Raw genomic sequence first — 25,271 nt, forward strand, 5'->3', positions numbered from 1 at the left:
CACACCGATGGTTCACCGGTCGTTGTCTCCCCGGCCACCGACCGCGGCCATCCGCAACACATGCGCTCACTACGCTGGGCGCGACCGCCCCTACCCGACTCTGCTGAGGAGCACCGATGATCGCGCTCGCCGCCTTCGACATGGCTGGAACCACCATCAATGACGGCGGGGCGGTGTACGAGGCCCTCCGCCGCGCGGTCGAGGAGACCGGAGTCGCCGTCTCTCCCGATGACCTGCAGACGTGGATGGGGACGGAGAAGCGCGCAGCGATCACCGCCCTCATCGAGCTCGGCGGCGGCGACCCTCGCAACCCGGAGGACACCGTGGACGCGGCGTTCGACCGCTTCCGCGACATCCTCGATGAGCTCTACACCGCTGCTCCGCCGACACCGATCGATGGCGTCCCCGAGACCATCGCCGCCCTGCGCGCACGTGGTGTCCGCGTGGCGCTGACCACCGGCTTCTCCCGCGACGTGGCCACCGGCATCCTCGACACCCTCGGATGGACCGTCGGCGCCGAGACCGACGGAACCGTCGTGGTCGACGCCCTGGTCTGCGGTGACGAGGTCGACGCCGGCCGGCCATCGCCCGACATGATCCACCGCGCGATGGAGCTCACCGGTGTGCGCGAGCCCGCCGCCGTGCTCGTCGCCGGAGACACGACGGTCGATGTGCAGGCCGGCGCGGCCTCGGGTGCTGCCGTCACGATCGGAGTCCTCACGGGCAAGCTGCGTCGCGAAGACTTCGCCGGACAGCCCTTCACCGCGGTGCTCTCATCGGTCGCCGACATTCCGGACTTCCTCGACGCGCAGAACTGACCGCACCGGCGTTACGCCGGGTGGAGCACGCGGAAACGCTCGCAGACGACGGGCATGTCCGGCTCGTACCCGCGTGGGTTCTCGGAGTGCGTCCGCCAGTACTGTTCATGCACCGCTCGCCAATGCGCGAGCGTGCGATCCCCCTCGCCCTCCGCGTCGGCGTGGCCGGAATCGACCTCGTCGAACGGCACGATCACGATGTCGGTGGTCTCGATGACGGCCCGCGGCACACCGGCGCCGTCGAGGACGATGCTGAGATCGCCCGGCTCTGGCACCGGCTCGCCCGTCTCCTCGTAATCCCACAGCGACGAGGCGGTGCCGGTCTTCACACCGGCGAGGACGAGGGCGAGGAGTTCATCGGCCTGTTCGCGCGTGGCGCCGAAGCCCCAGGCGAGCGGCGCGTGCTCTGGCAGAGACGGATGCTCCTGCCGGACCCGATTCCAGAAGTCCGTCTGTGCCTGGTCGCTCGTCATGGGTCCCAGCCTAGATACCCGTGGGCCTGCCTCAGGGCGCGCCTGAGGTCGTCCACGGTCAAGCGCTTCCGCGGCGTGAGGAGGGCGAGCGCTCTGCCACGCTCTCGCCTCAGCGAAAGACTTTGCCCCCGGCTCGGAAGCCAGGGGCAAAGTCATTGGGGTGAGTAACGGGACTTGAACCCGCGACCCCCTGGACCACAACCAGGTGCTCTACCGACTGAGCTATACCCACCATGTGCCCGCACGCAGGCAACTACACGATTGTATTACATCCCGAGGGGTGCCTCGGACACCGGCGGCAGCGCGTGTCAGAGCGGCGCGCTCTCGGCCACGACATGCGCCGCATGACCGCGTGCCTCGTCGCTCGACGGCCCTGGCTCGGCCACGAACACCGCGCGCCGGTAGTAGCGCAGCTCGCGGATCGACTCGAGGATGTCCGCCAGGGCGCGGTGTCCGCCGTGCTTCTCCGGAGCGTTGAAGAACACACGCGGGTACCAGCGGCGCGCAAGCTCCTTGATGCTCGAGACGTCGACGTTCCGATAGTGCAGCCACCCATCGACCTGGGGCATGTACTTGGCGATGAACATGCGATCCGTTCCGATCGTGTTTCCCGCGAGCGGCGCCTTGCGCTCCTGCGGGACGAACCGGCGGATGTACGCGAGCGTGCGCTCCTCCGCCTCGGCGAGGCTCACTCCGCCATCGAGTTCGTCGAGCAGCCCGGACGTACGATGCATCTCGGTCACGAAGTCGCCCATGTTGGCGCGGGCCCGGTCGGTCGGCGCGATCACGACCTGGAAACCCGGGTCAACCGGCCGCAGCTCGAAGTCGGTGATCACCACCGCGATCTCGACGAGCTCATCGACCGTGAGGTCGAGACCCGTCATCTCGCAGTCGATCCACACCAGGCGGTCGTTCTCAGAAGCGGTGACCATCCCTCGATTCTAGTGAGGGCCGACGACACCGCAGTTCCCGTCGGCGAGCTCTGCCACGTCGCCGCTGCCCCTCGGCACCGTCGATGACCCGTCATCCCGGGGCCGGGCGCGTGTCCCGCACCGGCGGACGCGCATCGGCGAGGCACGAGACGATGGCGAGGCACGAGACGATGGCAATCTCCGTGCCCTGTCACCGGCCGCCCGGGCCGGCTCGTGGCGCACGCCGGACCGACACTCCCCACGGAGCCTCCGCCATCCTCGGGGGCATCGCCGTCGCCGACATCGGAACCGAGCGCACCCGCCCGGATGGCACGGCAGGGGCCCATCGCGCGGTACCGTAGAGACAACCCGCCTCCGTAGCTCAGGGGATAGAGCAGCGGCCTTCTAATCCGCCGGTCGATGGTTCGAATCCATCCGGGGGCACCGATGTTCGACGTGGGGGACATGCGACACGCGAACACGGCGCGTCGCATGTCCGGGACGGCTGCGGGGGCCTTCGGCCGGCAGCTGCCTCGATGTGCTCGCCGGGCCCAGCAGCATGCTGTCGGGCCGCCGGAGGCTGACCCTGGCCCGGGAAACGGCGCGCGCCGGCGGGTCCGCACGTCCCACCGGTGATGGAGCGTCCCGGGCCGCTGAGGGATGCCCTGCTCCTCCCCCGCGGGAGGACGACGGCGAAGCGCGCCGCACCCGTTCCGGTGGGTGCACCGCGACGACGGGGCGCGCGGCCCCCTGCTCCTGCCACCCCGCGTCGCCTCGGCCCCACGCTCACCGTGCGTCGTCGTCGGGCGGTGCCGCCTCACCCCCGCTCCGGGTCCGGTGTGCTCCTCAGCCCTCCTCGGACTCCGTGTGGCCGGCAGAACCCGCCGTCCAGTACCCCACGGCCCGCTGGTCTGCCCGTGACATGCCGCGGTCTCTCCGCAGGTGGGTGCGGATCAGTCGGGCGGACCGTGCCTCGCACGCGGCCCACGCATAGCCTCTGCCCTCCGGCAGCGCCAGGCCCTCGACCGCCGCTGGGAGGCCGCTCTGATGTCCGCCGGGCCCGTAGAGCCAGGTCCACCGGACCGTTCCGCGCGTCGGCCACTCCTGCCGATCGGCGATCGTCGGCACCTCGGCGACGGCATGCACCACCGCGCCGTCCGGCAGTTCCTCGATGATGCGGCCGAGACCGGGAAGACCCGTGGCGTCGGCGACCAGCAGCTGCCAGTCCGCCTCCGCCGGCGGAGCATAGTACGCACGAGAGGCCGAGGCGCCGCGAAAGACGCCGACGCGCTGACCCGGCTCCGCCCCCTCGGCCCACGACGACGCCACACCGCCGGGGTGCACGACGAAGTCGACGTCGAGCTCCCGACCGTCCTCGTGCACCGCGCGCACCGTGTAGTGACGCCAGGGCGGCGGGGCATCATCGCGCTCGATCCCGGCGTCCTCGTCGAGGAAGTAGCCCACGTCTGCATCGGTCTCGCCAGCACGCGGGAACGCCAGATCGATGCGTTCGTCTCCCCGGCCGTCGACGAACCAGCGCCACGACCCCACCGCGCGCAGCCGCACCCGGATGAACGACGGGCTGAGCCGGGTGACCTGCACCACTTCGGCGGGTTCGCAGAACGCCATGATCTTCCTCTCCGGACGATGCGCTTCACACCGGAACCGCTCCGGGGCACGTCCTCTCAGGCTAGGACGGCGGTGCACGCCCCGGACGACCGAAGCACGCGCAGTCCGGACGACTTGTGTCGCACCCCGGACACGGGGCGTCCTTGTCCGCGCTCGCCTCCCGGCGTTGCGCCCCCCCCTTTCCATGCGGCCGATACACCTCGAGGTAGGCCGCAGCACGACGGCCGCATAGGCTGGAGGCGGTGAATGATCGATGATGCAGATGGATGATGACGCGTTCGAGGCCCTCGTCTCGGACGAGCTCGACCGACTGCCCGATGAGATGGTCGCCGGCCTGGACAACGTCGTCTTCGTGGTCGAGGACCGACCGGAGGATGGCAGCCTCGATCTTCTCGGCCTGTACGAGGGCTTGGCGCTGACAGAGCGCGGCGCTTATGGCATGGGCGAGCTTCCCGACCGCATCATCATCTACCGTGAGCCGCATCTCGACGCGTGCGATGACGTCGCGGCGCTGCGCGCCGAGGTCCATGTCACGCTGGTGCACGAGATCGCCCACTTCTACGGCATCGACGACGCCCAGCTGCACGATCTGGGGTGGGCGTGAGCGGCGTGCTGCCGGCGTCGGCCCCGGACGCCGTCGAGGAGCGCGTCGAGCGCCCCGGGCTGAGCGCCGCGCCCATCGAGCCCTGGCAGCTCGTCGTCTGGAACGACCCGGTGAACCTCATGAGCTACGTCGTGCGCGTCTTCCGCACGTACTTCGGCTACAGCCTCGACCGCGCCACCCGGCTCATGCTCGACGTGCACCATCGCGGCCACGCCATCGTGGCGACGGGCCCCCGCGAGACGATGGAAGTGCACGCGCAGGCCATGCACGACTACGGACTCTGGGCAACCGTGCGGAGGATCCCATGACGGGCCGCGATGAGGGGACGCAACGATGAGCGATGACAAGACCGTACTGATGCCGATGGCCCGCATCGAGGGCAGGAACCTCGACAGCCTCGTCGGTCAGCTCGAATCCTTGCTCACCGACCCGGGAGAGCCGGGGGTCACCCGCCTCGTCCCCGATGCGTACCCCGATGACGCAGGCGCCTCGTCGGACTTCGCCGCCGCGACGCGCTCCGACCTGCTCGGCCGTCGGGCGGCGGACGCGGCGACCGTCCGCACCGCGCTGCGGCCGTTCGCAGAGCCGGGCATCGAACTCGAAGAGATCGACGCCGAGATCGCCGTCGCCGACCTCGACGCGTGGCTGCGCACGCTCACCGCGCTCCGTCTGGTGATCGCGACGCGTCTCGGGATCGACACCGAGGACGAGGAGCGGGACCCTGCAGACACCCGCTTCGCCGTGTACGACTGGCTCGGATACCGCCTGGAGCTCCTGGTCGAAGCAGCAGACGCCGAGGACGACACCCTGCTCTGAGCAGGGTCCGGCCGCGCATCACCCCAACGGCACGACCAGATCTGCCAGCTCGCGAGGCCGGTCACGGGAGATGTGACGATCCTCCTGACGGGCCCAGCGGTCCCAGTGGGGACGGTAGGCGTCACCGTCGCGGTGGAGTGCCCGCTCCTTGCGCAGCGCATCCGGGGCGTCCGCCCAGATCCGCAGGTCCGCGAGCGACGCGGTGCCGGGTGTGAGCGCGCCGGCGCCCTCGATCAGCACACCCCGGTCCGGCGTCACCGTGCGCGATTCCGCCTCGGTCTCACGAGCCCAGTCCCACGTCCACCACGTGCCCGGCTCCCCGCGGCGATGCGGCAGCAGGATACGGTCACGCGCCCGCTCGACACCCGCATCGAGGCCGTCCCACCCCGGGTAGAGCGAGTCCAACGCGATCGGCTGCACCGGCGCGTCGAGAGGCCAGCGGGCCACGATGAGCGCCGCAAGCGTGGTCTTGCCGGCGCCGCTCCGGCCATCCAGAAGAACAACCGGCGCGGGCACGCCGAGCGCACGGATGTGCTCGACCACCGACCGGGCGGCGTCCTCGAGGAGTCCGCTGCCGGGTGCCGTCACTTCTTGAGCGCGCGGATGATGCGGCTCAGCGCCCGCCCGGCGACCCACACGAAGGGGATGCCGACGGCCAGCAGCGAGACGATGTTCGGCTCGAAACGCAGGCCCTCCTCGCGGCGAACGTAGACGCCGAGAGGAATCGACGAGCCGCCGCCACCGCCGCCCTCGCCTGCGCCTTCCGCTGAACCGCCGCCGAACCCGTAGCAGGTGAGCGCGACCGGCGCGTAGACCGCGCCATCGATCTCCTGCGGTTCGCCGTAGGCGCTCTTGACGCCGATGTTTGCAGCGTTCTTACCGAGTTCGACTGCGATGTGAGGCATATCTCCACGCTAGTCGAGACCCGCGCCGGATGCGACGGGGATGTGAGCGGCGGCGCGGCGGATCCGCACCGATTCGTGGCGCACGGTCCGTGCTGGTGCTCGTCCGCCTGCCCCGCGGGGACGCCGTGCACGTCAGTCGAGACCGTGCGCTCGGGGGTGGGCAGCCGCTCCTCGGCCGTCGCCCTGCCCGAGGTGACGCGCCCGGGTGATGGTGGCGCTGCCAAAGCGTTCGCGCGCCCGGTCCATCGCGCTCTCGACACTGCGCCAGTCGGCATCATCGTCCCAGAGCACGGCGGCGGTCGTGGCGTCGCGGAGCCGCTCGGCACGCACGCCGACGAGTCGAACCGGGTCGTGGCGGGCGATCGCGTCGAAGAGCGTCTGCGCAGCCTCGCCCAGCCGCTGGCCGACGGATGTCGGCTCCGGCAGCGTCAGTGAGCGCGTCACAGTGGAGAAGTCCGCGAAACGGATCTTGATCGAGACCGTGGCCGCCTCCCAGTCCGCGCGACGCAGCCGCGCGCCCACCCGGTCGGCGAGCCGCAACAGCTCGGACCGCAGCGCCTCACGATCGCTCACGTCCACCTCGAAGGTCTCCTCGTGGCCGACGCTCTTCTCGATGCGGGTGGTCTCGACCTCGCGCGGGTCGACACCGCGGGCGAGGTCGAGCAGGCGACGCGCGAGTGCCGGCCCGACGGCGCGCTCGACAGCGGCGAGCGGACTGTCGCGCAGATCCGCGATGGTCTTGATGCCGCGTCCCTCCAGGGACTCAGCGGCTTTCGGCCCGACCCCCCACATCGCGCGCACGGGGCGCGGGTCCAGGAAGTCTTGCGTGCGCGATCCCGGGACGATCAGCATGCCATCCGGCTTGCACAGGGTCGAGGCCATCTTGGCGACGTGCTTGGTGGCGGCAACACCGACACTGCACGTGATGCCGATCTCCGCCTCGACCCGGCGCCGGATCGAGGCGGCGATCGCGGCCGGACTCCCCCACAGCCGCCGCACGCCGCGCACGTCGAGGAACGCCTCGTCGACCGAGAGCGGCTCGACGAGCGGCGTGAAGCTCTCGAACAGCGACATCACCTGCCGGGAGACGTCGCGATACCGCTCGTACTGGGGCCGGACGATCCGCGCATGCGGGCAGAGCCGAATCGCCCGCGCCACCGGCATCGCGGAGCGCACCCCGAAGCGGCGAGCCTCGTAGGAGGCGCTGGAGACGACAGAGCGTCCGTCCGGACTCCCGATGATCAGCGCGAGGCCGCGCAGCGACGGGTCGTCGAGGACGGCGACCGCGGCGTAGAAGGCATCCATGTCGACGTGGAGGATGCCGGTGCCGGAGTCGTCGTCGCCTTCGTGCGAGACGATGCGCCCCCTGCCGTCTCCGCGTCCCATAGCCCCATTCTCACCGCGACCACCGACATCCGGCCCTTCCCCTCCCCCGAATCCCCCTCTCGACGCCGAATCCACCCTCTCGCTGCGCCCGCACGAGGCGGACGCGGCACGGAAAGGGTGGATTCGACGGTGAGACGGGCCGGTTACCGAGCGGCGCGCTCCAACACCAGCTCACGCACGCGGGCGGCGTCCGCCTGGCCCTTCATGGCCTTCATCACGGCACCGATCACAGCGCCGGCAGCCTGCACCTTGCCGTCCTTGATCTTCGCCAGGACGTCCGGCTGCGCCGCGAGCGCCTCGTCGATCGCCGCGATCAGCGCGCCGTCATCCGAGACGACGGCCAGCCCGCGTCCGTCAACGACCTCCTGCGGAGTCCCCTCCCCGGCGATGACGCCCTCAAGCACCTGACGGGCGAGCTTGTCGGTGAGCGTGCCGGCATCCACCAGCGCCTGCAGAGCAGCGACCGACGCCGGGTCGACCAGCTCCGCGGGCTCGCGGCCCGCGGCGTTGGCGACACGAGTGATCTCGCCCGTCCACCACTTGCGCGCCGATGCCGGGCTCGCGCCCGCAGCGATGGTCGCCTCGACCTCGGCGACCAGACCACCGTTGACGACGTCCTGGAACTCCAGGTCGGTGAAGTCCCACTCGGCCTTCAGCCGACGACGACGCGCCACCGGAGGTTCGGGAAGCGTTGCCCGCATCTCCTCGATCAGCGCCGGGTCCGGCACGACCGGGAGCAGATCGGGCTCCGGGAAGTAGCGGTAGTCGTCGGCATCGGACTTCGGGCGCCCGGGCGACGTACGGCCGGTGTCCTCGTGCCAGTGCCGGGTCTCCTGGGTGATCGTGCCGCCGTCGGCGAGGATCGCCGCCTGGCGCTGGATCTCGTAGCGCACCGCACGCTCGACCGAACGCATCGAGTTGACATTCTTGGTCTCGGTGCGCGTGCCCAGCTTCTCCTGGCCGCGCGGACGCAGCGAGACGTTCGCGTCGCACCGCAGGTTGCCGCGCTCCATCCGCGCCTCGGAGATGCCCAGTCCCCGCACGACGTCGCGGATGGTGGCGATGTAGGCCTTCGCGATCTCGGGGGCGCGGTGCTCTGCGCCGAAGATCGGGCGCGTCACGATCTCGACGAGCGGCACGCCGGCACGGTTGTAGTCGACGAGCGAGTACTCCGCGCCCTGGATGCGGCCGGTCGCGCCCCCCATGTGGGTGAGCTTGCCGGCGTCCTCCTCCATATGCGCTCGCTCGATCGGGACTGTCACGAGCGTGCCGTCTTCGAGCTCGATCTCGATCTCGCCGTCATAAGCGATCGGCTCGTCGTACTGCGAGATCTGGTAGTTCTTGCCGAGGTCCGGATAGAAGTAGTTCTTGCGCGCGAACCGGCTCGACTCCGCGATCGAGCACCCCAGGGCCAAGCCCAGTCTGATCGATGAACGCACCGCCTGCGCGTTCACAACCGGCATCGATCCGGGCAGGCCCATGTCGACCGGGGAGACGAGCGTGTTCGGCTCGGCGCGGTGGTACCGCTCGTTGGCGGGGTTGCCGGAGGCGGAGAACATCTTGGTCTCGGTGTTGAGCTCGACGTGCACCTCGAAGCCGAGCACCGGCTCGAACAGCTCGAGGGCCTTGTCGAAGTCCATCAGTGCGTCCTTGGCCATCAGCGGACTCCTTCCTCGGTTCCCTGCGCCTGCCGGAGGGAGGGCGCGCGATCCAGCAACGGTCCGCCCCACTGGTCGACCAGCAGCGCCTCGAGCGCGGCGGCGACACGGTAGAGACGAGCGTCCTGACGCGCGGCGGCGAGGAACTGGATGCCCACCGGCATGCCGTCTTCCTCGGCCAGGCCGGACGGGATCGAGATGCCAGGAACACCGGCCAGGTTCGCCGGAATGGTGGTGACGTCGTTGAGATACATCTGCAGCGGATCGTCGATCTTCTCGCCCAGGCGGAACGCCGTGGTGGGCGCGGACGGCGTGGCGATGACGTCCACCTGCCCGAACGCGTCGTCGAAGTCGCGCTGGATGAGCGTACGCACCTTCTGCGCGCTGCCGTAGTACGCGTCGTAATAGCCGGACGAGAGGGCATAGGTACCGAGAATGATGCGGCGCTTGACCTCGTCGCCGAACCCGGCATCACGGGTCGCGGCCATGACGTCCTCGACCGTGCCGCCCGGCACGTCGACGCGAAGGCCGAACCGCACGGAGTCGAACTTCGCGAGGTTGCTCGACGCCTCCGCCGGGAGGATCAGGTAGTACGCGGCAACACCGTACTCGAAGTGCGGCGCGCTGATCTCGACGATCTCGGCGCCGTGGGCCTCCAGGAGCGCCAGGGCGGCGCGGAACGAGGCAGAGACGCCGGCCTGGAACCCGCTGTCCGGAAGCTGTGTGACCACACCGACGCGCAGGCCGCGGAGGACCTCACCCGTCGCACCCTCGCGGGCGGCGGCGGCGAACGACGGCCAGACCTCGTCGAGCGACGTGGAGTCGTGCGGGTCATGCCCGCCGATGACGTCGTGCAGCAGCGCGGAATCGAGCACCGTGCGCGTCACCGGGCCGACCTGATCGAGGCTGGATGCCAGCGCGATCGCGCCATAGCGGCTCACGGCGCCATAGGTGGGCTTGAGGCCGACGGTGCCGGTGACGTGCGCGGGCTGGCGGATCGAGCCACCGGTGTCGGAGCCCAGGGCGAGAGGAGCCTCGAACGCCGCGACCGCCGCGGCCGACCCGCCGCCGGACCCTCCCGGGATGCGCTCCAGATCCCACGGGTTGCGGGTGGGGCCGTAGGCGGAGTGCTCCGTGGAGGAGCCCATGGCGAACTCGTCCATGTTGGTCTTGCCGAGAGGAACCAGGCCGGCGGCGCGCGAGCGGGCAACGACCGTCGCGTCGTAGGGCGACATGAAGCCCTCGAGGATCTTCGACCCGCTCGTCGACGGCATGTCCGTCGTGACGAGGACGTCCTTGATCGCGAGCGGGACACCGGCCACGGGGCCCAGGTCCTCGCCGGCGGCGCGACGCCGGTCGATCTCGGCGGCGACGTCGAGGGCGTGGTCGCTCACGTGAAGGAACGCATGCACGTCGCCGTCGACCGCGGCGATGCGATCGAGATGAGCCTGCGTGGCCTCGACACTCGAGACATCACCGGCGGTGAGCTTCGCGGCGAGATCGGCGGCGGAGAGTCTGGTGAGGTCGCTCATCACTGCTCCTCCCCGAGGATCGCGGTCACGCGGAAGCGGCCGTCAGCGGCATCCGGGGCGTTCTGCAGCACCTGCTCGATCGTGAGCATGTCGCCGACCTCATCGGGGCGGAACACATTCTGCAGCGGCACCGGGTGGCTGGTTGCGGGGACGTCGGGCGTTGCCACCTCGGAGACCTTGGCGATGTTGTCGACGATGGCGGAGAGCTGACCGGTGAGGCGCTCGACCTCCTCGTCGCTCAGCCGGATCCGGGAGAGCACGCCCAGATGGCGCACGAGATCGGGGGTGATTTCAGACACACGCACAGTCTAGTTGTGGCATCCGGTGCGGTCCGACCTCGCGGCCTACCCAGGGACAGGCGCCCGAGAACAGGCGAGCAGCACCAGAACAGGCAGCTGCGGCGGGAAGCCGCCTGTTCTGGTGCTGTTCGCCTGTTCTGGTGCGGGTGCGGGTGCGCGGGCGTGAGCGGCACCAGAACAGGCAGCTGCGGCGGGAAGCCGCCTGTTCTGGTGCTGTTCGCCTGTTCTGGTGCGGGTGCGCGGGCGTGAGCGGCACCGGAAGGGACGCATAGGCTGTTGCGGTGACGACCTACGACCCCCCGCGCCCCTGGATCAACAGCTACGCCGCGGGCGTCCCGGACGACCTGGAGCCGATCAGCGGTTCGCTGCTGGACATCGTGGAGGCCTCCGCCCGCGACTACCCCGACGCCCCGGCGCTGCAGTTCTTCGGCAGCACGACCAGCTACCGCGAGCTGTGGCAGCAGATCGAGCGGGCCGCGGCCGGCCTGCGGGCACGGGGTGTGCGGCCCGGCGACCCGGTGGCGATCGTGCTGCCGAACTGTCCGCAGCACATCGTGGCGTTCTACGCCATCCTGCGCCTGGGCGCCGTGGTCGTGGAGCACAACCCGCTCTACACCCCGCGTGAGCTGCGCAAGCAGTTCGAGGACCACGGCGCCAAGCACGCCATCGTGTGGTCGAAGGTCGTCGGAACCGTGCAGGCGTTCCCGGCCGATCTCGCGGTTCCGACGGTGATCTCCGTCGACGTCACCCGCGCCATGCCGCGGTCCACCCGCCTCGCCCTCCGGCTGCCGATCGCGAAGGCACGCGCATCGCGCGCCGCCCTCACCGAGCCGGTGCGCGGCGCCACGCGCTGGGAGGAGGTGGTCTCGGCGGAGCCGATCCCCGCGACGCACCCCCGTCCGGCCACCGACGACCTCGCGATCATCCAGTACACCTCCGGCACGACGGGTACACCGAAGGGTGCGGCACTGACCCATCGCAATCTGCTCGCGAACGCGCGACAGGCGCAGGCCTGGGTGCCCGCTATCCAGCGCGGACGCGGCTGCGTGGTCTACGCGGTCCTGCCGATGTTCCACGCCTACGGGCTCACCCTGTGCCTGACATTCGCGATGTCGATGGGCGCACGCCTGGTGCTGTTCCCCAAATTCGAGCCGGACCTCGTGCTCGCCGTGACCAAGAAGCACCCGGCCACCTTCCTGCCGCTGGTGCCGCCGATCGCCGAGCGGCTGCTCGCCGCGGCGGAGGAGCAGGGGGTCTCGCTCGCCGGAACAGAGATCGCGATCTCGGGCGCCATGGCACTCCCCCACGAGCTCGTGGTGCCCTTCGAGCAGGCATCCGGCGGCTACCTCGTCGAGGGCTACGGGCTGTCGGAGTGCTCGCCCGTGCTCATGGCGAACCCGGTGGCAGAGAACCGCGTGCCCGGCACCGTGGGCCTCCCCCTCCCTGGCACCGAGTGCCGCGTTGTCGATCCGGATGAGCCGTCGCGCGATGTCGAGCCCGGTGAGGCCGGTGAACTCGTGGTGCGCGGACCCCAGGTGTTCCAGGGCTACTACGGCAAGCCCGAGGAGACCGAGCGGGTTTTCGTCGACGGCTGGTTCCGCACCGGAGACATCGTCACCATCGACGACGCCGGTTTCGTGCGGATCGTCGACCGGATCAAGGAGCTCATCATCACGGGCGGCTTCAACGTGGCGCCCACCGAGGTGGAGATCGCACTGCGTCAGCACCCGCGTGTCGTCGACGCCGCCGTTGTCGGGGTCCCGAGCGGTCATTCGGGCGAGGAGGTCGTCGCGGCGATCGTGATCGAGGGCGACGAGCCCGTCGACGAGGCCGAGATCCGCGAGTTCGCGCGCGGGATCCTGACACCGTACAAGGTGCCGCGCCGGCTGTTCGTGGTCGATGAGCTGCCCCGTTCACTGATCGGCAAGGTCATGCGACGCCAGGTGCGCGAGCACATCCTGGCGTTGACCACCGGCGAGTGAAACCGCGCCAGCCGGCACGACGACGGATCGGGCGGCCACCCGTTCCCCGACCGAACGCGTCCGCCTGACCCGACCAGCGCCGGACGGAGCTTAGTGTGGACGCTTAGTGTGGACGGACCGGACACCGTCGTCACGCGAGAGGGAGCACCAGCCGTATGCGCCAGAAGATCGTCGGAGCAATCGTCGGTGTCGTCGCCGTCGTGCTCTTCGCAACGGCGGCTGTGCACGCCGGTTCCTCCGGGGGCGCGGCGACGCCGCGCACCAAGCTCACCATCATCGCGCCGGCCGCCCCCGGCGGCGGATGGGACACCTTCGGGCGGGAAGCGCAGCAGATCATGCGGGTCGAGGGCATCGCCGGCGCCGTGCAGGTGAAGAACATCCCCGGCGCTTCCGGCACGATCGGTCTCGCCCAGCTCGCTCAGATGGGCGACCGGCACGACGTGATGATGGTGACCGGCGGGGTCATGGTCGGCGGGATCGTGATCAACAACTCCCCGGTCACTCTCGAAGACGTCACCCCCATCGCCCGCCTCGCCGACGACTACAACGTGCTCATCGTGCCAGGGGACTCGCCCTATCAGACACTGGACGAGTTCATGGACGCGTTCCGCGCGAACCCGGGCGGTACCGCGATCGCGGGCGGCTCCCTCGGCGGTATCGACCATCTGCTCGCCGGAATGCTCGCGCAGGAGGCCGGGGTGCCGGCGTCATCGCTGAACTATCTCGCGTACTCCGGCGGCGGGGAGGTCGTCACATCGCTCCTCTCGCACACCACCGTCGCCGGCCTGTCCGGGTACAACGAGTTCCGCGATCAGATCGAATCAGGAAACCTCCGCGCTCTCGCGCTCTCCGCGGCAGAGCCGGTCGCCGGTCTCGACGTGCCGACGTTCGTCGAGCAGGGCGTCGACGTCTCGATGGCCAACTGGCGCGGCTACGTCGCCCCGCCCGGCATCAGCGACGCGGTGCGCGACGAGCTGGTCTCGATGGTCGCCGAGCTCCGCGAGACGCAGGCCTGGGCCGACGTGCTCGCCCGCAACCTGTGGGTCGACAGCTACCTCGCCGGCGATGACTTCGCCGCGTTCATCAGCGAGGAGACCCGCACCACCACCGACCTGATCACGGAGCTGGGACTGTGAGCGCAACCGATCCGACGCCCACGACGGGCGCGCTCCGCGTGCAGCGCATGCCACGCTGGTACACCGGCCGCAGCGAGCTGATCGTGGTCGCCGGGGTTCTGCTGCTCGCCGTGGCACTGACCGTCGGCACTCTCACGATGAAGGTCCCCGCCGGGGTCTCCTTCCCCGGGCCCCAGTTCTTCCCGACCCTGGTGACCCTCTTCCTCTACGCAGTGGGCATCGCCCTCGGAATCCAGGTGCTCACGTCGCCCCGCCGGGTGCATGTCGCGGGCGACCCGACGGAGATCTCCGACGAACTGCTGCAGGAGCTCGGCGCCATCGACGAGACCAGCGAGATCCGGGTCGTCTCCCCGCACCAGGCCCACGTTGCCGAGACCGCGGAGTCGGAGGCGCGCGGGCGCATCGACTGGCGCACCGTCGGGATCACCCTGGCGGCGCTGGCCGGGTTCGCGCTGCTGCTGGAACCGGTGGGCTGGCTCCTCTCGGCCGCAGCGCTGTTCTGGGTGCTCGCCTGGGCGTTCGGCAGCAGGCGCCCACTGTTCGACCTCGGTGTGGCGATCATCATGTCCTCGGCCATCCAGCTCGCGTTCGGGGCTGGCCTCGGTCTGGGCCTTCCCGCCGGCTTCCTGGAAGGACTGCTGTGATGGATCAGCTCACCCACCTCCTGGAGGGCTTCCAGGTCGCCTTCACGCTGCAGAACCTGTTCTTCCTCGTCATCGGCGCCGTGCTCGGCACCGCGGTCGGCGTGCTCCCCGGCCTCGGCTCCGCGATGGCGGTCGCACTTCTCCTGCCGGTGACCTTCAGCCTCGACCCCACCGGGGCGTTCATCATGTTCGCATCGATCTACTTCGGCGGCCTGTTCGGCGACTCCACCGCCGGGATCCTCCTGAACACACCCGGCAACTCCTCCGCGATCGCCACGACCTTCGAGGGCCATCGGATGGCCAAGAGCGGGCGCGCGGCGAAAGCGCTCGGCACCTCAGCCATCGGCGCCTTCACGGGCGGCACGATCGCCTGCGTGCTCGTGGTCTTCTTCGCGCCCTATATCGTCGAGCTCGCGCGCATCTTCGGCCCGGCCGAGTACTTCGCGCTCGCCGTGTTCGCGTTCGTGGCGATCTCGGCGGTCGTGGCGGACTCGGTGGTGCGCGGTCTGGTCTCGCTGGGGCTCGGTTTCGCGCTGGCGCTGGTCGGCTTCGACTCGCTCACCGGAGCCGAGCGCTTCACGCTCGGCAGCCCGGTTCTCGCCGACGGCATCTCGATCATCGTGATCACCGTCGGGCTCCTCGCGATCGGCGAGGTGCTCCACGTGGCCTCGCATATCCGCCGCGGCGGCGGCCCCGGCGCGCTCATCAGCGCCTCCGGCTCGCCATTCCTCAACCTGCGGGAATGGCGCAAGGCCTTCCCCGCCTTCCTGCGCGGGACGGCGTTCGGGATTCCGTTCGGTGCGATCCCGGTCGGCGGATCCGAAGTGCCGACCTTCCTCGCCTACGGCACCGAGAAGCGTCTCGCCAAGAGGCGCAACGACCCCGACTTCGGCACCCGCGGCGCCATCCAGGGCGTCGCGGCACCGGAGGCGGCCGGGAACGCGACCGCCGGCTCGGCGATGGGCGCCCTGCTGGGCCTGGGCATCCCGACCTCCGCGACGGCCGCGATGATGATCGCCGCCTTCCAGCAATACGGCATGCAGCCCGGCCCGTTGCTGTTCGAGCGCAGCGGCGACCTGGTGTGGCCGCTGCTGGCGAGCCTGTTCCTCGGCCTCATCATTCTGCTCATCATCAACCTGCCGTTCGCCGCAGTATGGGCGAAACTGCTCGTCATCCCCCGCCACTACCTGTATGCGGGCATCACCGTGTTCGCCGTGCTGGGCGTCTACGCGATCGCCTCACGCACGGTCGATCTCTGGCTGATGCTCGCGATCGGCGTGGTGGGCTTCGCGATGCGGTACTTCTCGCTGCCGCTCGCGCCGGTGCTCATCGCTGTCATCCTCGGCCCGCTCGCCGAGACCGAGCTGCGCCGTGCGCTGGCGGTGTCTGAGGGCAACCCGATCGTGCTGGTGTCGACGCCCGTGCCGATCGTGCTCTACGTGCTGCTGGCGATCACGGTCACGCTGGCCGTGATCGGGCAGGCGCGGCAGTCCGCGCGTCGGCGCGCGGAGGCCAAGCAGAACACGCTCTCCGCCGCCGGTCGCTGAGACCGGGGGCCTCGCCGGATCGCGATGCCCCCGGTCGGCTGCCGCATCCCGCGGCCGCCGGCGCGGCCTCAGCGGCGCAGGCCGAGTTCCTCCGCGAGAGCACGAAGGCCAGGGAGCACGGCACCGCCGGACGGCACCGCCTGCACGCAGACATGGTCCGCCCCCGCATCGCGATGCCGGCGCACGGCGGCAGCCAGAACGGCGGCGTCTCCGTGCGGCACGATCGCATCGACCAGGCGATCGCTGCCTCCGTCCGAGACGTCGGCAGCCGAGAAGCCCGCGCGCTTCATCGTCGCGGTGTAGTTCGACAACCGCAGGTAGCGGTCAAGGAAGGCGCGTGCGCTCGCGCGCGCACTGGCCGGGTCCGTGTCGAAGACGACGGTCTGCTCCGGCGCCACGAGTGCCCCCTGTCCGACGGCGGCGCGCTGCTGGGCGGTCTGCTCCGGCACCGTGAGATAGGGGTGGGTGCCCGCACTGCGCGTCCGCGCGATCTCGAGCATCCGTGGCCCCATGGCGGAGATCAGGCGCCGCCGGACCGGAACGCCCTCTTCGTCCAGTACGTCGAGGTAGCGCTCCATCGCATCGAGCGGACGCGTCCGGTCTGCGGTCACCTCGCGGTGCCCCGATACGATTCCGAGCAGGAAGCGGCCCGGATGACGCGCCTCGATGCGGTGGAACGACGCGGCGACCACGGCCGGGTCCGCCATCCAGATGTTCACGATGCCGGTGGCGATGCGAAGCCCCTCCGTCGCGTCGAGCAGGTCCTCGGCACGCTGCAGGTCTGACCGCGGCGACCCTCCCAGCCAGAGGGTGCCGTACCCGAGGTCCTCGATCGCGCGCGCCTGATCGTCGTCGACCTCCGCGACTCCGCGCCACACCCCCACCGGTCCGAGGCGTTCGCTCCCTGTGCTCATGGTCGTTCCTCCCTGCGGTGCTGCGGTGCTGCGGTGCTGCGGTGCTGTGGTGCTGTGGTGCTGTGGTCCTGACCGGCGCAACAGCGGCCAGCGGGCAACAGCGGCCAGCGGGGACGTATTCCACCGGCCTCCGACGCCGACTCACCCCTCCTGTCCAGCCGCGTCGGTTACGGTGGGGAAGTGACCGAGAATGACGCCGACCCCACCGACATGACCGACACGGCGGAGCCCACACCCTCCTTCGCCGATCTGGGCCTCACCGGAGACGTGCTCGATGCGATCCGGGACCTCGGATACGAGACCCCCTCCGCGATCCAGGTCGCCACGATCCCGCGACTGCTCACAGGCATCGATGTCGTCGGAATGGCGCAGACCGGAACCGGCAAGACCGCCGCCTTCGCGCTCCCGATCCTCGAGCAGATCGACATCACGCAGAAGAACCCGCAGGCGCTCGTGCTCGCCCCGACCCGCGAGCTTGCCCTGCAGGTCTGCGAGGCCTTCGAGTCCTACGCATCGCACATGCAGGGTGTTCACGTGCTCCCGATCTACGGCGGCCAGGGCTACGGCGTGCAGCTCTCCGCGCTGCGCCGCGGCGTGCACGTCGTCGTGGGCACCCCGGGGCGCATCATGGACCACCTGGCCAAGGGCACACTGGATCTGTCCGAGCTGACCCACCTCGTGCTCGACGAAGCAGACGAGATGCTCAAGATGGGCTTCGCGGAAGACGTCGAGCAGATCCTCGCGCAGACGCCGGACGACAAGCAGGTCGCCCTGTTCTCCGCGACCATGCCGCCGCAGATCCGGCGGCTGGCCGACCAGTACCTGCGTGATCCGGAAGAGATCCGGATCGCCGCGAAGACCACGACCAACGCGAACATCACGCAGCGCTATCTGGTTGTCTCGTATGCGCAGAAGGTCGACGCGCTCACGCGCATCCTCGAGGTCGAGAACTTCGACGGGATGATCGTCTTCGTCCGCACCAAGAACGAGACGGAGACGCTCGCCGAAAAGCTGCGGGCGCGCGGCTATTCCGCCGCAGCCATCAACGGCGACGTACCCCAGGTGCAGCGCGAGCGCACCGTCAACCAGCTCAAGAACGGTCAGCTCGACATCCTGATCGCCACCGATGTCGCCGCGCGCGGGCTCGACGTCGAGCGCATCAGCCACGTGGTGAACTTCGACATCCCCACCGACACAGAGTCGTATGTGCACCGCATCGGCCGTACCGGCCGCGCCGGCCGCAGCGGTGACGCGATCAGCTTCATCACACCGCGCGAACGCTACCTGCTGCGCCACATCGAGCGTGCCACGCGCCAGCAGCCCCAGCAGATGCAGCTGCCCACGACCGAGGATGTGAACAGCACGCGCCTGGCCCGGTTCGACGACGCGATCTCCAGCGCTCTCGGCGAGGAAGGCCGCATCGAGGAGTTCCGCGACATCATCGCCCACTATGTGCGTCACCACGACGTGCCGGAGGCCGACGTCGCGGCGGCGCTCGCACTGGTCGCCCAGGGCGACTCCCCGCTGCTGCTCGACCCCAACGACGACCCGCTTGCGAAGGCCGTCGCGGCCGACAACCGTCCGCCCCGCGAGCGAGCAGGCAACGACCGCCCGGCGCGGGGGCCGCGCGAACGTCGCAGCAAGGGCGACTACACGCCCTACCGCATCGAGGTCGGTCGGCGTCACCGCGTCGAGCCGCGTCAGATCGTCGGCGCTCTGGCCAACGAGGGCGGCCTCGGCCGCGACGACTTCGGGGCGATCACCATTCGGCCGGACTTCTCGATCGTCGAGCTTCCGGCGAATCTCGACCGCCGTGTCCTGGAGAAGCTTCGTGACACGCGGATCTCGGGACGCCTCATCGAGATCCAGCCCGACCGGGGTCGCGCTCCGCGCCGCGACGACCGTGGATCTGACCAGGGACGCGACGACCGCTCCGAGCGCAAGCCTCGGCACAAGAAGTCCTGAGTCCCGGGACTCGTCCTGCGCGGTCCCTGCTGCGCAGGACGAGTGCCGAACGCATCGGCTGGACTCCCGAGCTCAGGCACAACGGCGCCGAACCGGCGCACATCGCGGGCTCGGCGCTTCCGCGCCTGGCTTTGCCTGAGTGAGGCGCCCCCGCCACGGTCCGAGCGAGGGACGACGCACCACACCGCGGTGCCGGACCACGTCGACCCGAAACGTCACTCCCCCAGCGCTGCGGGGCCTTCCGTCACGAGAATGCGGAACTGCGCTGCGTCGAGCACGCGGATCCCGAGGTCTTCCGCCTTGGCCAGCTTGGAGCCGGCGCCGGGCCCAGCCGCGACGAAATCGGTCTTCTTCGACACGCTCGAGGCCGCCTTCCCCCCGGCGGCGATGATCGCCTCCTGCGCGCCCTCGCGGGTGTACCCGTCCAGCGTGCCGGTCGCCACCACCGTCACGCCCTCCAGGACACCCCCGGCGGTGGCTGCCGCCCCCGGACCGGGGTGACCAGGGGTCGTCCACTGCACTCCGGCCCGCGCCCAGCGTTCGACGATGTCGCGGTGCCAGTCGACGCCGAACCACTCCTGAATCGACTCGGCGATGATGGGCCCGACGCCTTCGACGGCCGCGAGCTCCTCCGTGGTGGCTGCCCGGATGGCGTCGAGCGACCCGAACCACTGCGCGAGCGCGCGCGCGGCCACCGGACCGACGTGACGGATGTTGAGCGAGACCAGCAGACGCCACAGCTCTTTGGTCTTGGCCTTCTCGAGCTCGGCGAGGAGCTTCACCGCGGCTTCCGACGGAAGCACCTCGCGGTGGTCCTTGCGGATGCCACGACGACGACGCTCCGCGGGATCGAGCCCCTCGGTGCCGGGCGGGTACGTCGCCGGCCCCAGCTTCTGGAACGGCGTGCGTCGCACCGGGTCGCCGGCGTCATCGACCTTCGGTTCCCCGGTCTCTGCGTCGCGGACCACGACGGTGATCGGCACCAGGTCTTCGAGTGCGAGGGAGAACAGGCCGGCCTCGGTCTCGAGCGGGGCGATCGATGGCGGTTCCGCCTGCGTCAGAGCCGCTGCCGTGACTTCCCCGAGCACCTCGATGTCGAGCGCTCCCCGCGAACCGATGTGCTCGACCCGGCCGCGTACCTGGGCCGGGCAGGAGCGAGCATTCGGACAGCGGAGATCGATGTCGCCCTCTTTCATGGGCCGGAGCGGCGTTCCGCACTCCGGGCACAGCGCCGGCATGACGAACTCGCGCTCCGTGCCGTCGCGCTGCTCGACCACCGGCCCCAGCACCTCCGGAATCACGTCGCCCGCCTTGCGCAGCACGACCGTGTCGCCGATCAGCACGCCCTTCGCCTTGACCACGTCCTGGTTGTGCAGCGTCGCCTGGCGCACGACCGATCCCGCCACGTGCACCGGCTCCATCATCGCGTACGGGGTGGCGCGCCCGGTGCGCCCCACCGAGACCACGATGTCGAGCAGCCGCGTATGCACTTCCTCCGGCGGATACTTGTAGGCGATCGCCCAGCGCGGAGCACGGCTGGTGGTGCCGAGCTCGGCGTGCAGCGCGAGCTCGTCCACCTTGACCACGATGCCGTCGAGCTCGTGCTCGACATCGTGACGATGCTCTCCGAAGTGGTTCACGAAGCCGACGACATCATCGATCGCGTCATAGACACGTGTGTGCGGGCTGACCGGAAGGCCCCAGCTGGCGAGCAGCTCGTAGACCTCGCTCTGGGCGGAGACCGGCGGCTGCGGCCACGCACCGATGCCGTGGACGTAGAGCGAGAGCGCATCGATGCGCTTCAGTCCGGCCTCGAGCTCGAGGCCGGACTTCTTGTCGAGCTGCTGCCGCAGGCCTCCGCTGGCGGCGTTGCGCGGGTTGGCGAAGGCCGGGAAGGTACGCAGTGCACTGGCCATGACACGCTCCCGGTCGAAGGCACGCGTGCCGCCGCTGCGCGCCTCTCGCTCGGCCACATAGCGGTCCCGGAAGACGGCCTGCGCCGCATTGAGCTCCTCGAATGCCGCGACCGGGATGAACACCTCGCCCCGCACCTCCATGAGCGGAGGATGCCCTGTTCCGCTCAGGCGTTCTGGGATGTCGGCGAGGCGCAGGGCGTTCTCCGTCACGATCTCGCCGACGCGACCGTCTCCCCGGGTGGCCGCGGAGGTGAGCACGCCGTTCTCGTACCGAAGATTGATCGCCAGGCCGTCGATCTTGAGCTCAGTCAGCCACGCGACCTCGCGCCCCGCCGCGGCGACCGTCTTGGCGGCCCACTCCCGCAGCTCGTCGATGGAGAAGACGTTGTCCAGGCTCAGCATGCGCTCGGCATGCTCGATCGTCGCCAGCCCGGTCTCTCCGGCGGCCCCGACCATCTGGGTCGGCGAGTCCTGGCCCTGCAGCTCGGGATGCAGACGCTCCAGCTCCTCGAGCCGCAGCATCCAGCCGTCATAGGTCGCGTCATCGACGAGCGAGGTGTCGCGACCGTAATAGGCGTCCTTGGCATCGAGGATGAGCGAGGTCAGCCTCTCCGCCTCGGCACGGGCGTCTTCCAGCGAGATGTTCTCGGGCACGCAATGAGTCTACGAGCGGGTTCTGACATCACAGCGCACCCCCGACACCGAATGCGAGGATGCCGGGATGGACGCGTACGGGAACCACAACACGGCGTACCACGCGTGGATCGTGCGCATAGCCGGTGCGCACCGGGGCGGTGCGGCGTCGGATGTCGGCTGTGGCGACGGACTGCTGCTGCAGCGTCTGGCGCCGGTGATGACGACCGCCGCCCGGCTCGAACCGGATGGCGTGTCGCTCGAACGCGCCCGGCATCGGCTGCGCGGCACAACCGGTGTCGAGCTGGTCGGGCGGGGACTGTCTTCCTTCGACGCCGCCGGACGCTTCGACCTGGTGACCTTCGTGGCATCGCTGCACCGCATGCCCATCGGCGCAGCGCTCACCCGTGCTGCCGATCTGCTTCGGCCCTGCGGCGATCTGATCGTGGTGGGCTGGCGCCACGGCCTGCGTGACATCCGTGCGATCGCACGCCGGGTGCTGCCCGGCGCTCGCATCCGACGCGGCCTGCCCTACCGGTATCTGCTGCGCTGGACGAAACCGATCTGATCCCGCTTCCGGACCCCGTCCCGAGGCAGCGAGGGGCGTGCTCAGCAGACCGCGGCGATCGCCTCGAGTTCGACCAGCTGGTCGTCGTAGCCCAGCACCGTGACACCGACGAGCGTGCTCGGCACGCTGTGCGCACCGAAGGCGTCCCGCACCACTTCCCACGTCGCGACGAGGTCACGCTGGGTCGTCGTGGCGACGAGCACCCGGGTGCTGATGACGTCGCCGAGCGAGGCGCCCGCGTCGGCGAGCGCGATCCGCAGGTTCGCCACGCACGCCGCGGCCTGGGCGGCATAGTCGCCGGCACCGACCGTGTTGCCGTTCGGATCCAGCGGACACGCCCCGGCGAGGAAGACCAGTCGCGCGTTCGCGGGAGCGACGGCGGCGTAGGCGTACTCCGCGACGTCCTCCACCGCGGGTGTACAGGTGCGAGCGCGGCGCGCCTGCGCGACCGGCGCAACCCTGTGCCGAGGAGGCGCGGACACCGCTGGGCGGTCTCAGGCGCCGAGCGGCACCGGCTGGACGGCGGAGACGGTGCGGTCGATCGTCACCTGGCCGAGCACGCGCGTGCCCGCATAGAGCACCGCGCTCTGACCGGGCGCGACGCCGTCGAGCGGTTCGCTGGGGACGATCCGCACCGAGGTCTGGTCCGTCCAGGCACGCGCCGGCACGGGGTCGGCGTGCGCACGGATCTGCACGTGACAGGGGAAGTCCGCCGTGTCCGGAGCCGCCCCCGCCCACGAGAATCGCGAGCCGGACAGCTCACCCACCGCGAGGGCCTCTTTCGGTCCGACCACGACCGTGTTGCTGACCGGACGCACCTCCAGCACGAAGCGCGGCTTGCCGTCGGGCGCGGGAACCCCCAGACGCAGTCCACGGCGCTGGCCGACGGTGTATCCCTGCGCGCCCTCATGGGTGCCGACCACCGCGCCGTCCTGGTCGACGATCGCCCCGGGGGTCTGTTCGATACGCTCGGCCAGCCAGCCACGGGTGTCGCCGTCGGGGATGAAGCAGATGTCGTGGCTGTCCGGCTTCTGCGCCACGGACAGGCCACGCTCAGCCGCCTCCGCACGCACGACGGCCTTCGACGGAGTCGAGCCGAGGGGGAAGAGGCTGTGAGCGAGCTGCTCTGCGGTGAGCACCCCCAGGACGTAGGACTGGTCCTTCGCCTCATCGGACGCGCGGTGCAGCTCCGGCCCGTCCGCTCCCTCGACCAGGGTCGCGTAGTGTCCGGTGCAGACGGCGTCGAAACCGAGTTCGATCGCGCGCTCGAGGAGCGCGGCGAACTTGATCCGCTCATTGCACCGCAGGCACGGGTTCGGGGTGCGCCCGGCGCGGTACTCGGCGACGAAGTCGGCCACGACGTCATCGCGGAAGCGCTCGGAGAAGTCCCACACATAGAACGGGATCCCGAGGAGATCGGCCGCCCGCCGCGCGTCCATGGCGTCTTCGATGGTGCAGCATCCCCGCGACCCCGTGCGCAGCGTGCCGCCGGCGCGCGAGAGCGCGAGATGCACGCCGACGACGTCGTGCCCCGCCTCGACCGCGCGCGCCGCGGCGACGGCAGAGTCGACGCCGCCGCTCATCGCCGCCAGAATACGCATGCCCCCAGTCTACGAGCCCTCCCCGGGGCCACGCCCCGCCTCCGCGCGTTCGCGCTGCCGGTGCCAGCCCTCTGTCTGGGCGGGCGCCGCCCGCGGGCCCGGCACCGGCGAGAGGTCAGCGGGGAGCGGCGCGGTGGTAGGCGTCGCCGATGATCCGGGTCACGGCATCAACGTCGGCGCTGGTCGAGGTTCGGCCCAGGGTGATGCGCAGCACGCTCCTGGCCTCCTCGACGCTGCGCCCCATCGCCTGCACGACGTGCGATGGCTCTTGCACCCCGGCCTGGCAGGCGGAGCCGGTGGACACCGCGATCCCGGCCTGATCGAGCAGGAACAGCAGGCTCTCCCCCGTTGCACCGGGGAAGAGCACGTGCGCGTTGCCAGCGAGGCGTCGCACCGGGTCGCCCAGAAGCTCCGCGGCGGGCACCGCCGCACGGATACCGGACAGCAGCCGCTCGCGCAGCGCGCTGAGCCGCACTCCCTCGGCCACGCGTTCCGCCTCGGCGAGCTCGACCGCGACGGCCAGCGCAGCTGCCCCCGCGACGTCCGGCGTGCCGGGGCGCAGTCCGCGCTGCTGCCCTCCGCCGTGCAGCAGGGGGGCGAGGCCGGCGGTCCGCGCGACCACCAGCGCACCGGTGCCGACCGGGGCGCCCACCTTGTGCCCGCTCACGCTGAGCGCGACGAGCCCGATACCCGCCGATGCGGCGGCGCGCAGGTCGGAGAACGCCAGCGGCACGTGTCCCAGCGCGGCGATCGCGTCGAGGTGCAGGGGCACGCCGGCCTCGGCCGCGGCTGCCGCCAGCGCGGGCGCGTCGTTGATCGTGCCGCACTCGTTGTTCGCCAGGAGCGCCGTCGCGAAGGCCGCACCGGGCAGGGCCTCGGCGAAGGCGCGCGCGTCGATCCGCCCCTGCCCGTCGATCACCACGGGGCGCACCGCGGCGCCCCCAGCGGCGAGGGCCGCCACGGTGTCGATCGTGGCGTGGTGCTCGCCATCGGGGAGCACCACGGCGTCGGTGCCACCGGCTCTGGCCTCCCACAGACCGCGGATGGCCGTGTTCACCGACTCCGTCCCGCCCGAGGTGAGGACCACCTCGACCGGTTCGCAGCCGAGGACGCGCGCGATCCGCTCGCGGGCCTCTTCGAGCATCCGCCTGGCCGTCTGTCCCGCCCGATGCACCGACGAGGCGTTGCCTGTTTCCGCGGTCGCGTCGAGCCAGGCATCCCGGGCCTCGGGGCGGAGCGGGGCGGAGGCCGCGTGATCGAGATAGTGCACCCGTCAACTCTCTCACCCGGCGCTCCGGCGGGCATCCGTGCAGCGCTGAGACCCGGTCTGCCGC

General features: G+C 70.5%; 24 protein-coding genes and 2 tRNA genes. 11 read left to right on the forward strand and 15 right to left on the reverse strand.

What is annotated here, in order from left to right; genetic code table 11:
• Positions 1–116: 116 nt before the first annotated feature.
• Complete coding sequence (locus AC3RXY_RS05950) at positions 117–818, forward strand: phosphonatase-like hydrolase (protein WP_491509977.1); 702 nt, start codon at positions 117–119, stop codon at positions 816–818.
• An 11-nt stretch (positions 819–829) separates the two neighbouring features.
• Here the strand turns inward: AC3RXY_RS05950 and AC3RXY_RS05955 are convergent, their stop codons facing one another.
• The 3 genes from AC3RXY_RS05955 to orn form a co-directional block, all read right to left on the reverse strand.
• Positions 830–1,291 (reverse strand): ASCH domain-containing protein, encoded by a 462-nt coding sequence (locus tag AC3RXY_RS05955; protein ID WP_491509978.1) that lies wholly within the window; start codon positions 1,289–1,291, stop codon positions 830–832.
• A gap of 156 nt (positions 1,292–1,447) precedes the next feature.
• Positions 1,448–1,523, reverse strand: a tRNA-His gene (locus AC3RXY_RS05960).
• Positions 1,524–1,599: 76 nt separating this feature from the next.
• Complete coding sequence (orn, locus tag AC3RXY_RS05965) at positions 1,600–2,223, reverse strand: oligoribonuclease (protein ID WP_491509979.1); 624 nt, start codon at positions 2,221–2,223, stop codon at positions 1,600–1,602.
• Positions 2,224–2,573: 350 nt separating this feature from the next.
• On the opposite strand from orn, the gene AC3RXY_RS05970 reads away from it, so the two are divergent.
• A tRNA-Arg gene (locus AC3RXY_RS05970) sits at positions 2,574–2,646 on the forward strand.
• A 402-nt stretch (positions 2,647–3,048) separates the two neighbouring features.
• Here AC3RXY_RS05970 and AC3RXY_RS05975 read toward each other — a convergent pair.
• Entirely contained in the window at positions 3,049–3,831 is a 783-nt protein-coding gene (locus tag AC3RXY_RS05975) for a siderophore-interacting protein (RefSeq protein WP_491509980.1), read from the reverse strand.
• A gap of 253 nt (positions 3,832–4,084) precedes the next feature.
• On the opposite strand from AC3RXY_RS05975, the gene AC3RXY_RS05980 reads away from it, so the two are divergent.
• From AC3RXY_RS05980 to AC3RXY_RS05990, 3 genes are read left to right on the forward strand one after another with little or no spacing between them, the layout of a single operon-like run.
• Complete coding sequence (locus AC3RXY_RS05980) at positions 4,085–4,435, forward strand: metallopeptidase family protein (protein ID WP_491509981.1); 351 nt, start codon at positions 4,085–4,087, stop codon at positions 4,433–4,435.
• A complete protein-coding gene (gene clpS / locus AC3RXY_RS05985) occupies positions 4,432–4,743 on the forward strand; it encodes an ATP-dependent Clp protease adapter ClpS (RefSeq protein ID WP_491509982.1) in 312 nt (103 codons plus the stop codon). The genes AC3RXY_RS05980 and clpS overlap by 4 nt, the downstream gene beginning before the upstream one ends.
• Before the next feature lie 25 nt (positions 4,744–4,768).
• Positions 4,769–5,251: a DUF2017 family protein gene (locus tag AC3RXY_RS05990; RefSeq protein WP_491509983.1), complete on the forward strand. Its 483-nt coding sequence runs from the start codon at positions 4,769–4,771 to the stop codon at positions 5,249–5,251.
• Positions 5,252–5,269: 18 nt separating this feature from the next.
• Here AC3RXY_RS05990 and AC3RXY_RS05995 read toward each other — a convergent pair whose 3' ends face one another.
• The 6 genes from AC3RXY_RS05995 to gatC all read right to left on the reverse strand — a co-directional run bounded on the left by AC3RXY_RS05995 (position 5,270) and on the right by gatC (position 11,031).
• Positions 5,270–5,839 (reverse strand): nucleoside/nucleotide kinase family protein, encoded by a 570-nt coding sequence (locus tag AC3RXY_RS05995; protein ID WP_491509984.1) that lies wholly within the window; start codon positions 5,837–5,839, stop codon positions 5,270–5,272.
• Positions 5,836–6,156: a hypothetical protein gene (locus AC3RXY_RS06000; RefSeq protein ID WP_491509985.1), complete on the reverse strand. Its 321-nt coding sequence runs from the start codon at positions 6,154–6,156 to the stop codon at positions 5,836–5,838. Before AC3RXY_RS06000 ends, AC3RXY_RS05995 begins: the two co-directional genes overlap by 4 nt.
• 132 nt (positions 6,157–6,288) lie before the next feature.
• Positions 6,289–7,542 (reverse strand): DNA polymerase IV, encoded by a 1,254-nt coding sequence (dinB, locus tag AC3RXY_RS06005; protein ID WP_491509986.1) that lies wholly within the window; start codon positions 7,540–7,542, stop codon positions 6,289–6,291.
• Positions 7,543–7,685: 143 nt separating this feature from the next.
• Positions 7,686–9,200, reverse strand: coding sequence for an Asp-tRNA(Asn)/Glu-tRNA(Gln) amidotransferase subunit GatB (gene gatB / locus AC3RXY_RS06010; RefSeq protein ID WP_491509987.1), 1,515 nt, complete (start codon positions 9,198–9,200; stop codon positions 7,686–7,688).
• Complete coding sequence (gene gatA, locus AC3RXY_RS06015; RefSeq protein WP_491509988.1) at positions 9,200–10,732, reverse strand: Asp-tRNA(Asn)/Glu-tRNA(Gln) amidotransferase subunit GatA; 1,533 nt, start codon at positions 10,730–10,732, stop codon at positions 9,200–9,202. The genes gatB and gatA overlap by 1 nt, the downstream gene beginning before the upstream one ends.
• Positions 10,732–11,031 carry an Asp-tRNA(Asn)/Glu-tRNA(Gln) amidotransferase subunit GatC gene (gene gatC, locus AC3RXY_RS06020; protein WP_491509989.1) on the reverse strand — a complete coding sequence of 100 codons (300 nt, stop codon included), beginning with the start codon at positions 11,029–11,031 and terminating at the stop codon, positions 10,732–10,734. Before gatC ends, gatA begins: the two co-directional genes overlap by 1 nt.
• Before the next feature lie 281 nt (positions 11,032–11,312).
• On the opposite strand from gatC, the gene AC3RXY_RS06025 reads away from it, so the two are divergent.
• From AC3RXY_RS06025 to AC3RXY_RS06040, 4 genes are all read left to right on the forward strand, one after another.
• Positions 11,313–13,013 (forward strand): long-chain-fatty-acid--CoA ligase, encoded by a 1,701-nt coding sequence (locus tag AC3RXY_RS06025; protein WP_491509990.1) that lies wholly within the window; start codon positions 11,313–11,315, stop codon positions 13,011–13,013.
• Positions 13,014–13,168: 155 nt separating this feature from the next.
• The gene (locus AC3RXY_RS06030) at positions 13,169–14,149 is read left to right on the forward strand and encodes a Bug family tripartite tricarboxylate transporter substrate binding protein (RefSeq protein ID WP_491509991.1); all 981 of its coding nucleotides are present in this window, start codon (positions 13,169–13,171) and stop codon (positions 14,147–14,149) included.
• Positions 14,146–14,793 (forward strand): tripartite tricarboxylate transporter TctB family protein, encoded by a 648-nt coding sequence (locus tag AC3RXY_RS06035; protein ID WP_491509992.1) that lies wholly within the window; start codon positions 14,146–14,148, stop codon positions 14,791–14,793. The genes AC3RXY_RS06030 and AC3RXY_RS06035 overlap by 4 nt, the downstream gene beginning before the upstream one ends.
• Positions 14,793–16,340, forward strand: coding sequence for a tripartite tricarboxylate transporter permease (locus AC3RXY_RS06040; RefSeq protein ID WP_491509993.1), 1,548 nt, complete (start codon positions 14,793–14,795; stop codon positions 16,338–16,340). Before AC3RXY_RS06035 ends, AC3RXY_RS06040 begins: the two co-directional genes overlap by 1 nt.
• 68 nt (positions 16,341–16,408) lie before the next feature.
• On the opposite strand, the gene AC3RXY_RS06045 is transcribed toward AC3RXY_RS06040, so the two are convergent.
• Positions 16,409–17,254, reverse strand: a complete 846-nt coding sequence (locus AC3RXY_RS06045; protein ID WP_491509994.1) for a TIGR03620 family F420-dependent LLM class oxidoreductase — start codon at positions 17,252–17,254, stop codon at positions 16,409–16,411.
• A 210-nt stretch (positions 17,255–17,464) separates the two neighbouring features.
• Here AC3RXY_RS06045 and AC3RXY_RS06050 point away from each other — a divergent pair, with 210 nt between their 5' ends.
• The gene (locus AC3RXY_RS06050; protein WP_491510149.1) at positions 17,465–19,219 is read left to right on the forward strand and encodes a DEAD/DEAH box helicase; all 1,755 of its coding nucleotides are present in this window, start codon (positions 17,465–17,467) and stop codon (positions 19,217–19,219) included.
• A 215-nt stretch (positions 19,220–19,434) separates the two neighbouring features.
• Here the strand turns inward: AC3RXY_RS06050 and ligA are convergent, their stop codons facing one another.
• Complete coding sequence (ligA, locus tag AC3RXY_RS06055; protein ID WP_491509995.1) at positions 19,435–21,789, reverse strand: NAD-dependent DNA ligase LigA; 2,355 nt, start codon at positions 21,787–21,789, stop codon at positions 19,435–19,437.
• A gap of 67 nt (positions 21,790–21,856) precedes the next feature.
• On the opposite strand from ligA, the gene AC3RXY_RS06060 reads away from it, so the two are divergent.
• Positions 21,857–22,336, forward strand: a complete 480-nt coding sequence (locus AC3RXY_RS06060; RefSeq protein WP_491509996.1) for a class I SAM-dependent methyltransferase — start codon at positions 21,857–21,859, stop codon at positions 22,334–22,336.
• A 41-nt stretch (positions 22,337–22,377) separates the two neighbouring features.
• Here the strand turns inward: AC3RXY_RS06060 and AC3RXY_RS06065 are convergent, their stop codons facing one another.
• The 3 genes from AC3RXY_RS06065 to AC3RXY_RS06075 form a co-directional block, all read right to left on the reverse strand.
• A complete protein-coding gene (locus tag AC3RXY_RS06065) occupies positions 22,378–22,746 on the reverse strand; it encodes a RidA family protein (RefSeq protein WP_491510150.1) in 369 nt (122 codons plus the stop codon).
• An 84-nt stretch (positions 22,747–22,830) separates the two neighbouring features.
• Positions 22,831–23,937 carry a tRNA 2-thiouridine(34) synthase MnmA gene (gene mnmA, locus AC3RXY_RS06070; protein ID WP_491509997.1) on the reverse strand — a complete coding sequence of 369 codons (1,107 nt, stop codon included), beginning with the start codon at positions 23,935–23,937 and terminating at the stop codon, positions 22,831–22,833.
• 115 nt (positions 23,938–24,052) lie between these two features.
• A complete protein-coding gene (locus tag AC3RXY_RS06075) occupies positions 24,053–25,207 on the reverse strand; it encodes a cysteine desulfurase family protein (RefSeq protein ID WP_491509998.1) in 1,155 nt (384 codons plus the stop codon).
• Positions 25,208–25,271 lie beyond the last annotated feature (64 nt).

This window comes from Microbacterium longlingense (assembly GCF_058349825.2).

Bases quoted from the DNA above. Each gene is read 5' to 3' on its own strand.
- AC3RXY_RS05950 (WP_491509977.1), top strand. From the start codon at position 117: ATGATCGCGCTCGCCGCCTTCGACATGGCTGGAACCACCATCAATGAC.
- AC3RXY_RS05955 (WP_491509978.1), bottom strand. From the start codon at position 1,291: ATGACGAGCGACCAGGCACAGACGGACTTCTGGAATCGGGTCCGGCAG.
- orn (WP_491509979.1), bottom strand. From the start codon at position 2,223: ATGGTCACCGCTTCTGAGAACGACCGCCTGGTGTGGATCGACTGCGAG.
- AC3RXY_RS05975 (WP_491509980.1), bottom strand. From the start codon at position 3,831: ATGGCGTTCTGCGAACCCGCCGAAGTGGTGCAGGTCACCCGGCTCAGC.
- AC3RXY_RS05980 (WP_491509981.1), top strand. From the start codon at position 4,085: ATGATGCAGATGGATGATGACGCGTTCGAGGCCCTCGTCTCGGACGAG.
- AC3RXY_RS05990 (WP_491509983.1), top strand. From the start codon at position 4,769: ATGAGCGATGACAAGACCGTACTGATGCCGATGGCCCGCATCGAGGGC.
- AC3RXY_RS06000 (WP_491509985.1), bottom strand. From the start codon at position 6,156: ATGCCTCACATCGCAGTCGAACTCGGTAAGAACGCTGCAAACATCGGC.
- dinB (WP_491509986.1), bottom strand. From the start codon at position 7,542: ATGGGACGCGGAGACGGCAGGGGGCGCATCGTCTCGCACGAAGGCGAC.
- gatB (WP_491509987.1), bottom strand. From the start codon at position 9,200: ATGGCCAAGGACGCACTGATGGACTTCGACAAGGCCCTCGAGCTGTTC.
- gatA (WP_491509988.1), bottom strand. From the start codon at position 10,732: ATGAGCGACCTCACCAGACTCTCCGCCGCCGATCTCGCCGCGAAGCTC.
- AC3RXY_RS06030 (WP_491509991.1), top strand. From the start codon at position 13,169: ATGCGCCAGAAGATCGTCGGAGCAATCGTCGGTGTCGTCGCCGTCGTG.
- AC3RXY_RS06040 (WP_491509993.1), top strand. From the start codon at position 14,793: ATGGATCAGCTCACCCACCTCCTGGAGGGCTTCCAGGTCGCCTTCACG.
- AC3RXY_RS06045 (WP_491509994.1), bottom strand. From the start codon at position 17,254: ATGAGCACAGGGAGCGAACGCCTCGGACCGGTGGGGGTGTGGCGCGGA.
- AC3RXY_RS06050 (WP_491510149.1), top strand. From the start codon at position 17,465: ATGACCGACACGGCGGAGCCCACACCCTCCTTCGCCGATCTGGGCCTC.
- AC3RXY_RS06060 (WP_491509996.1), top strand. From the start codon at position 21,857: ATGGACGCGTACGGGAACCACAACACGGCGTACCACGCGTGGATCGTG.
- mnmA (WP_491509997.1), bottom strand. From the start codon at position 23,937: ATGCGTATTCTGGCGGCGATGAGCGGCGGCGTCGACTCTGCCGTCGCC.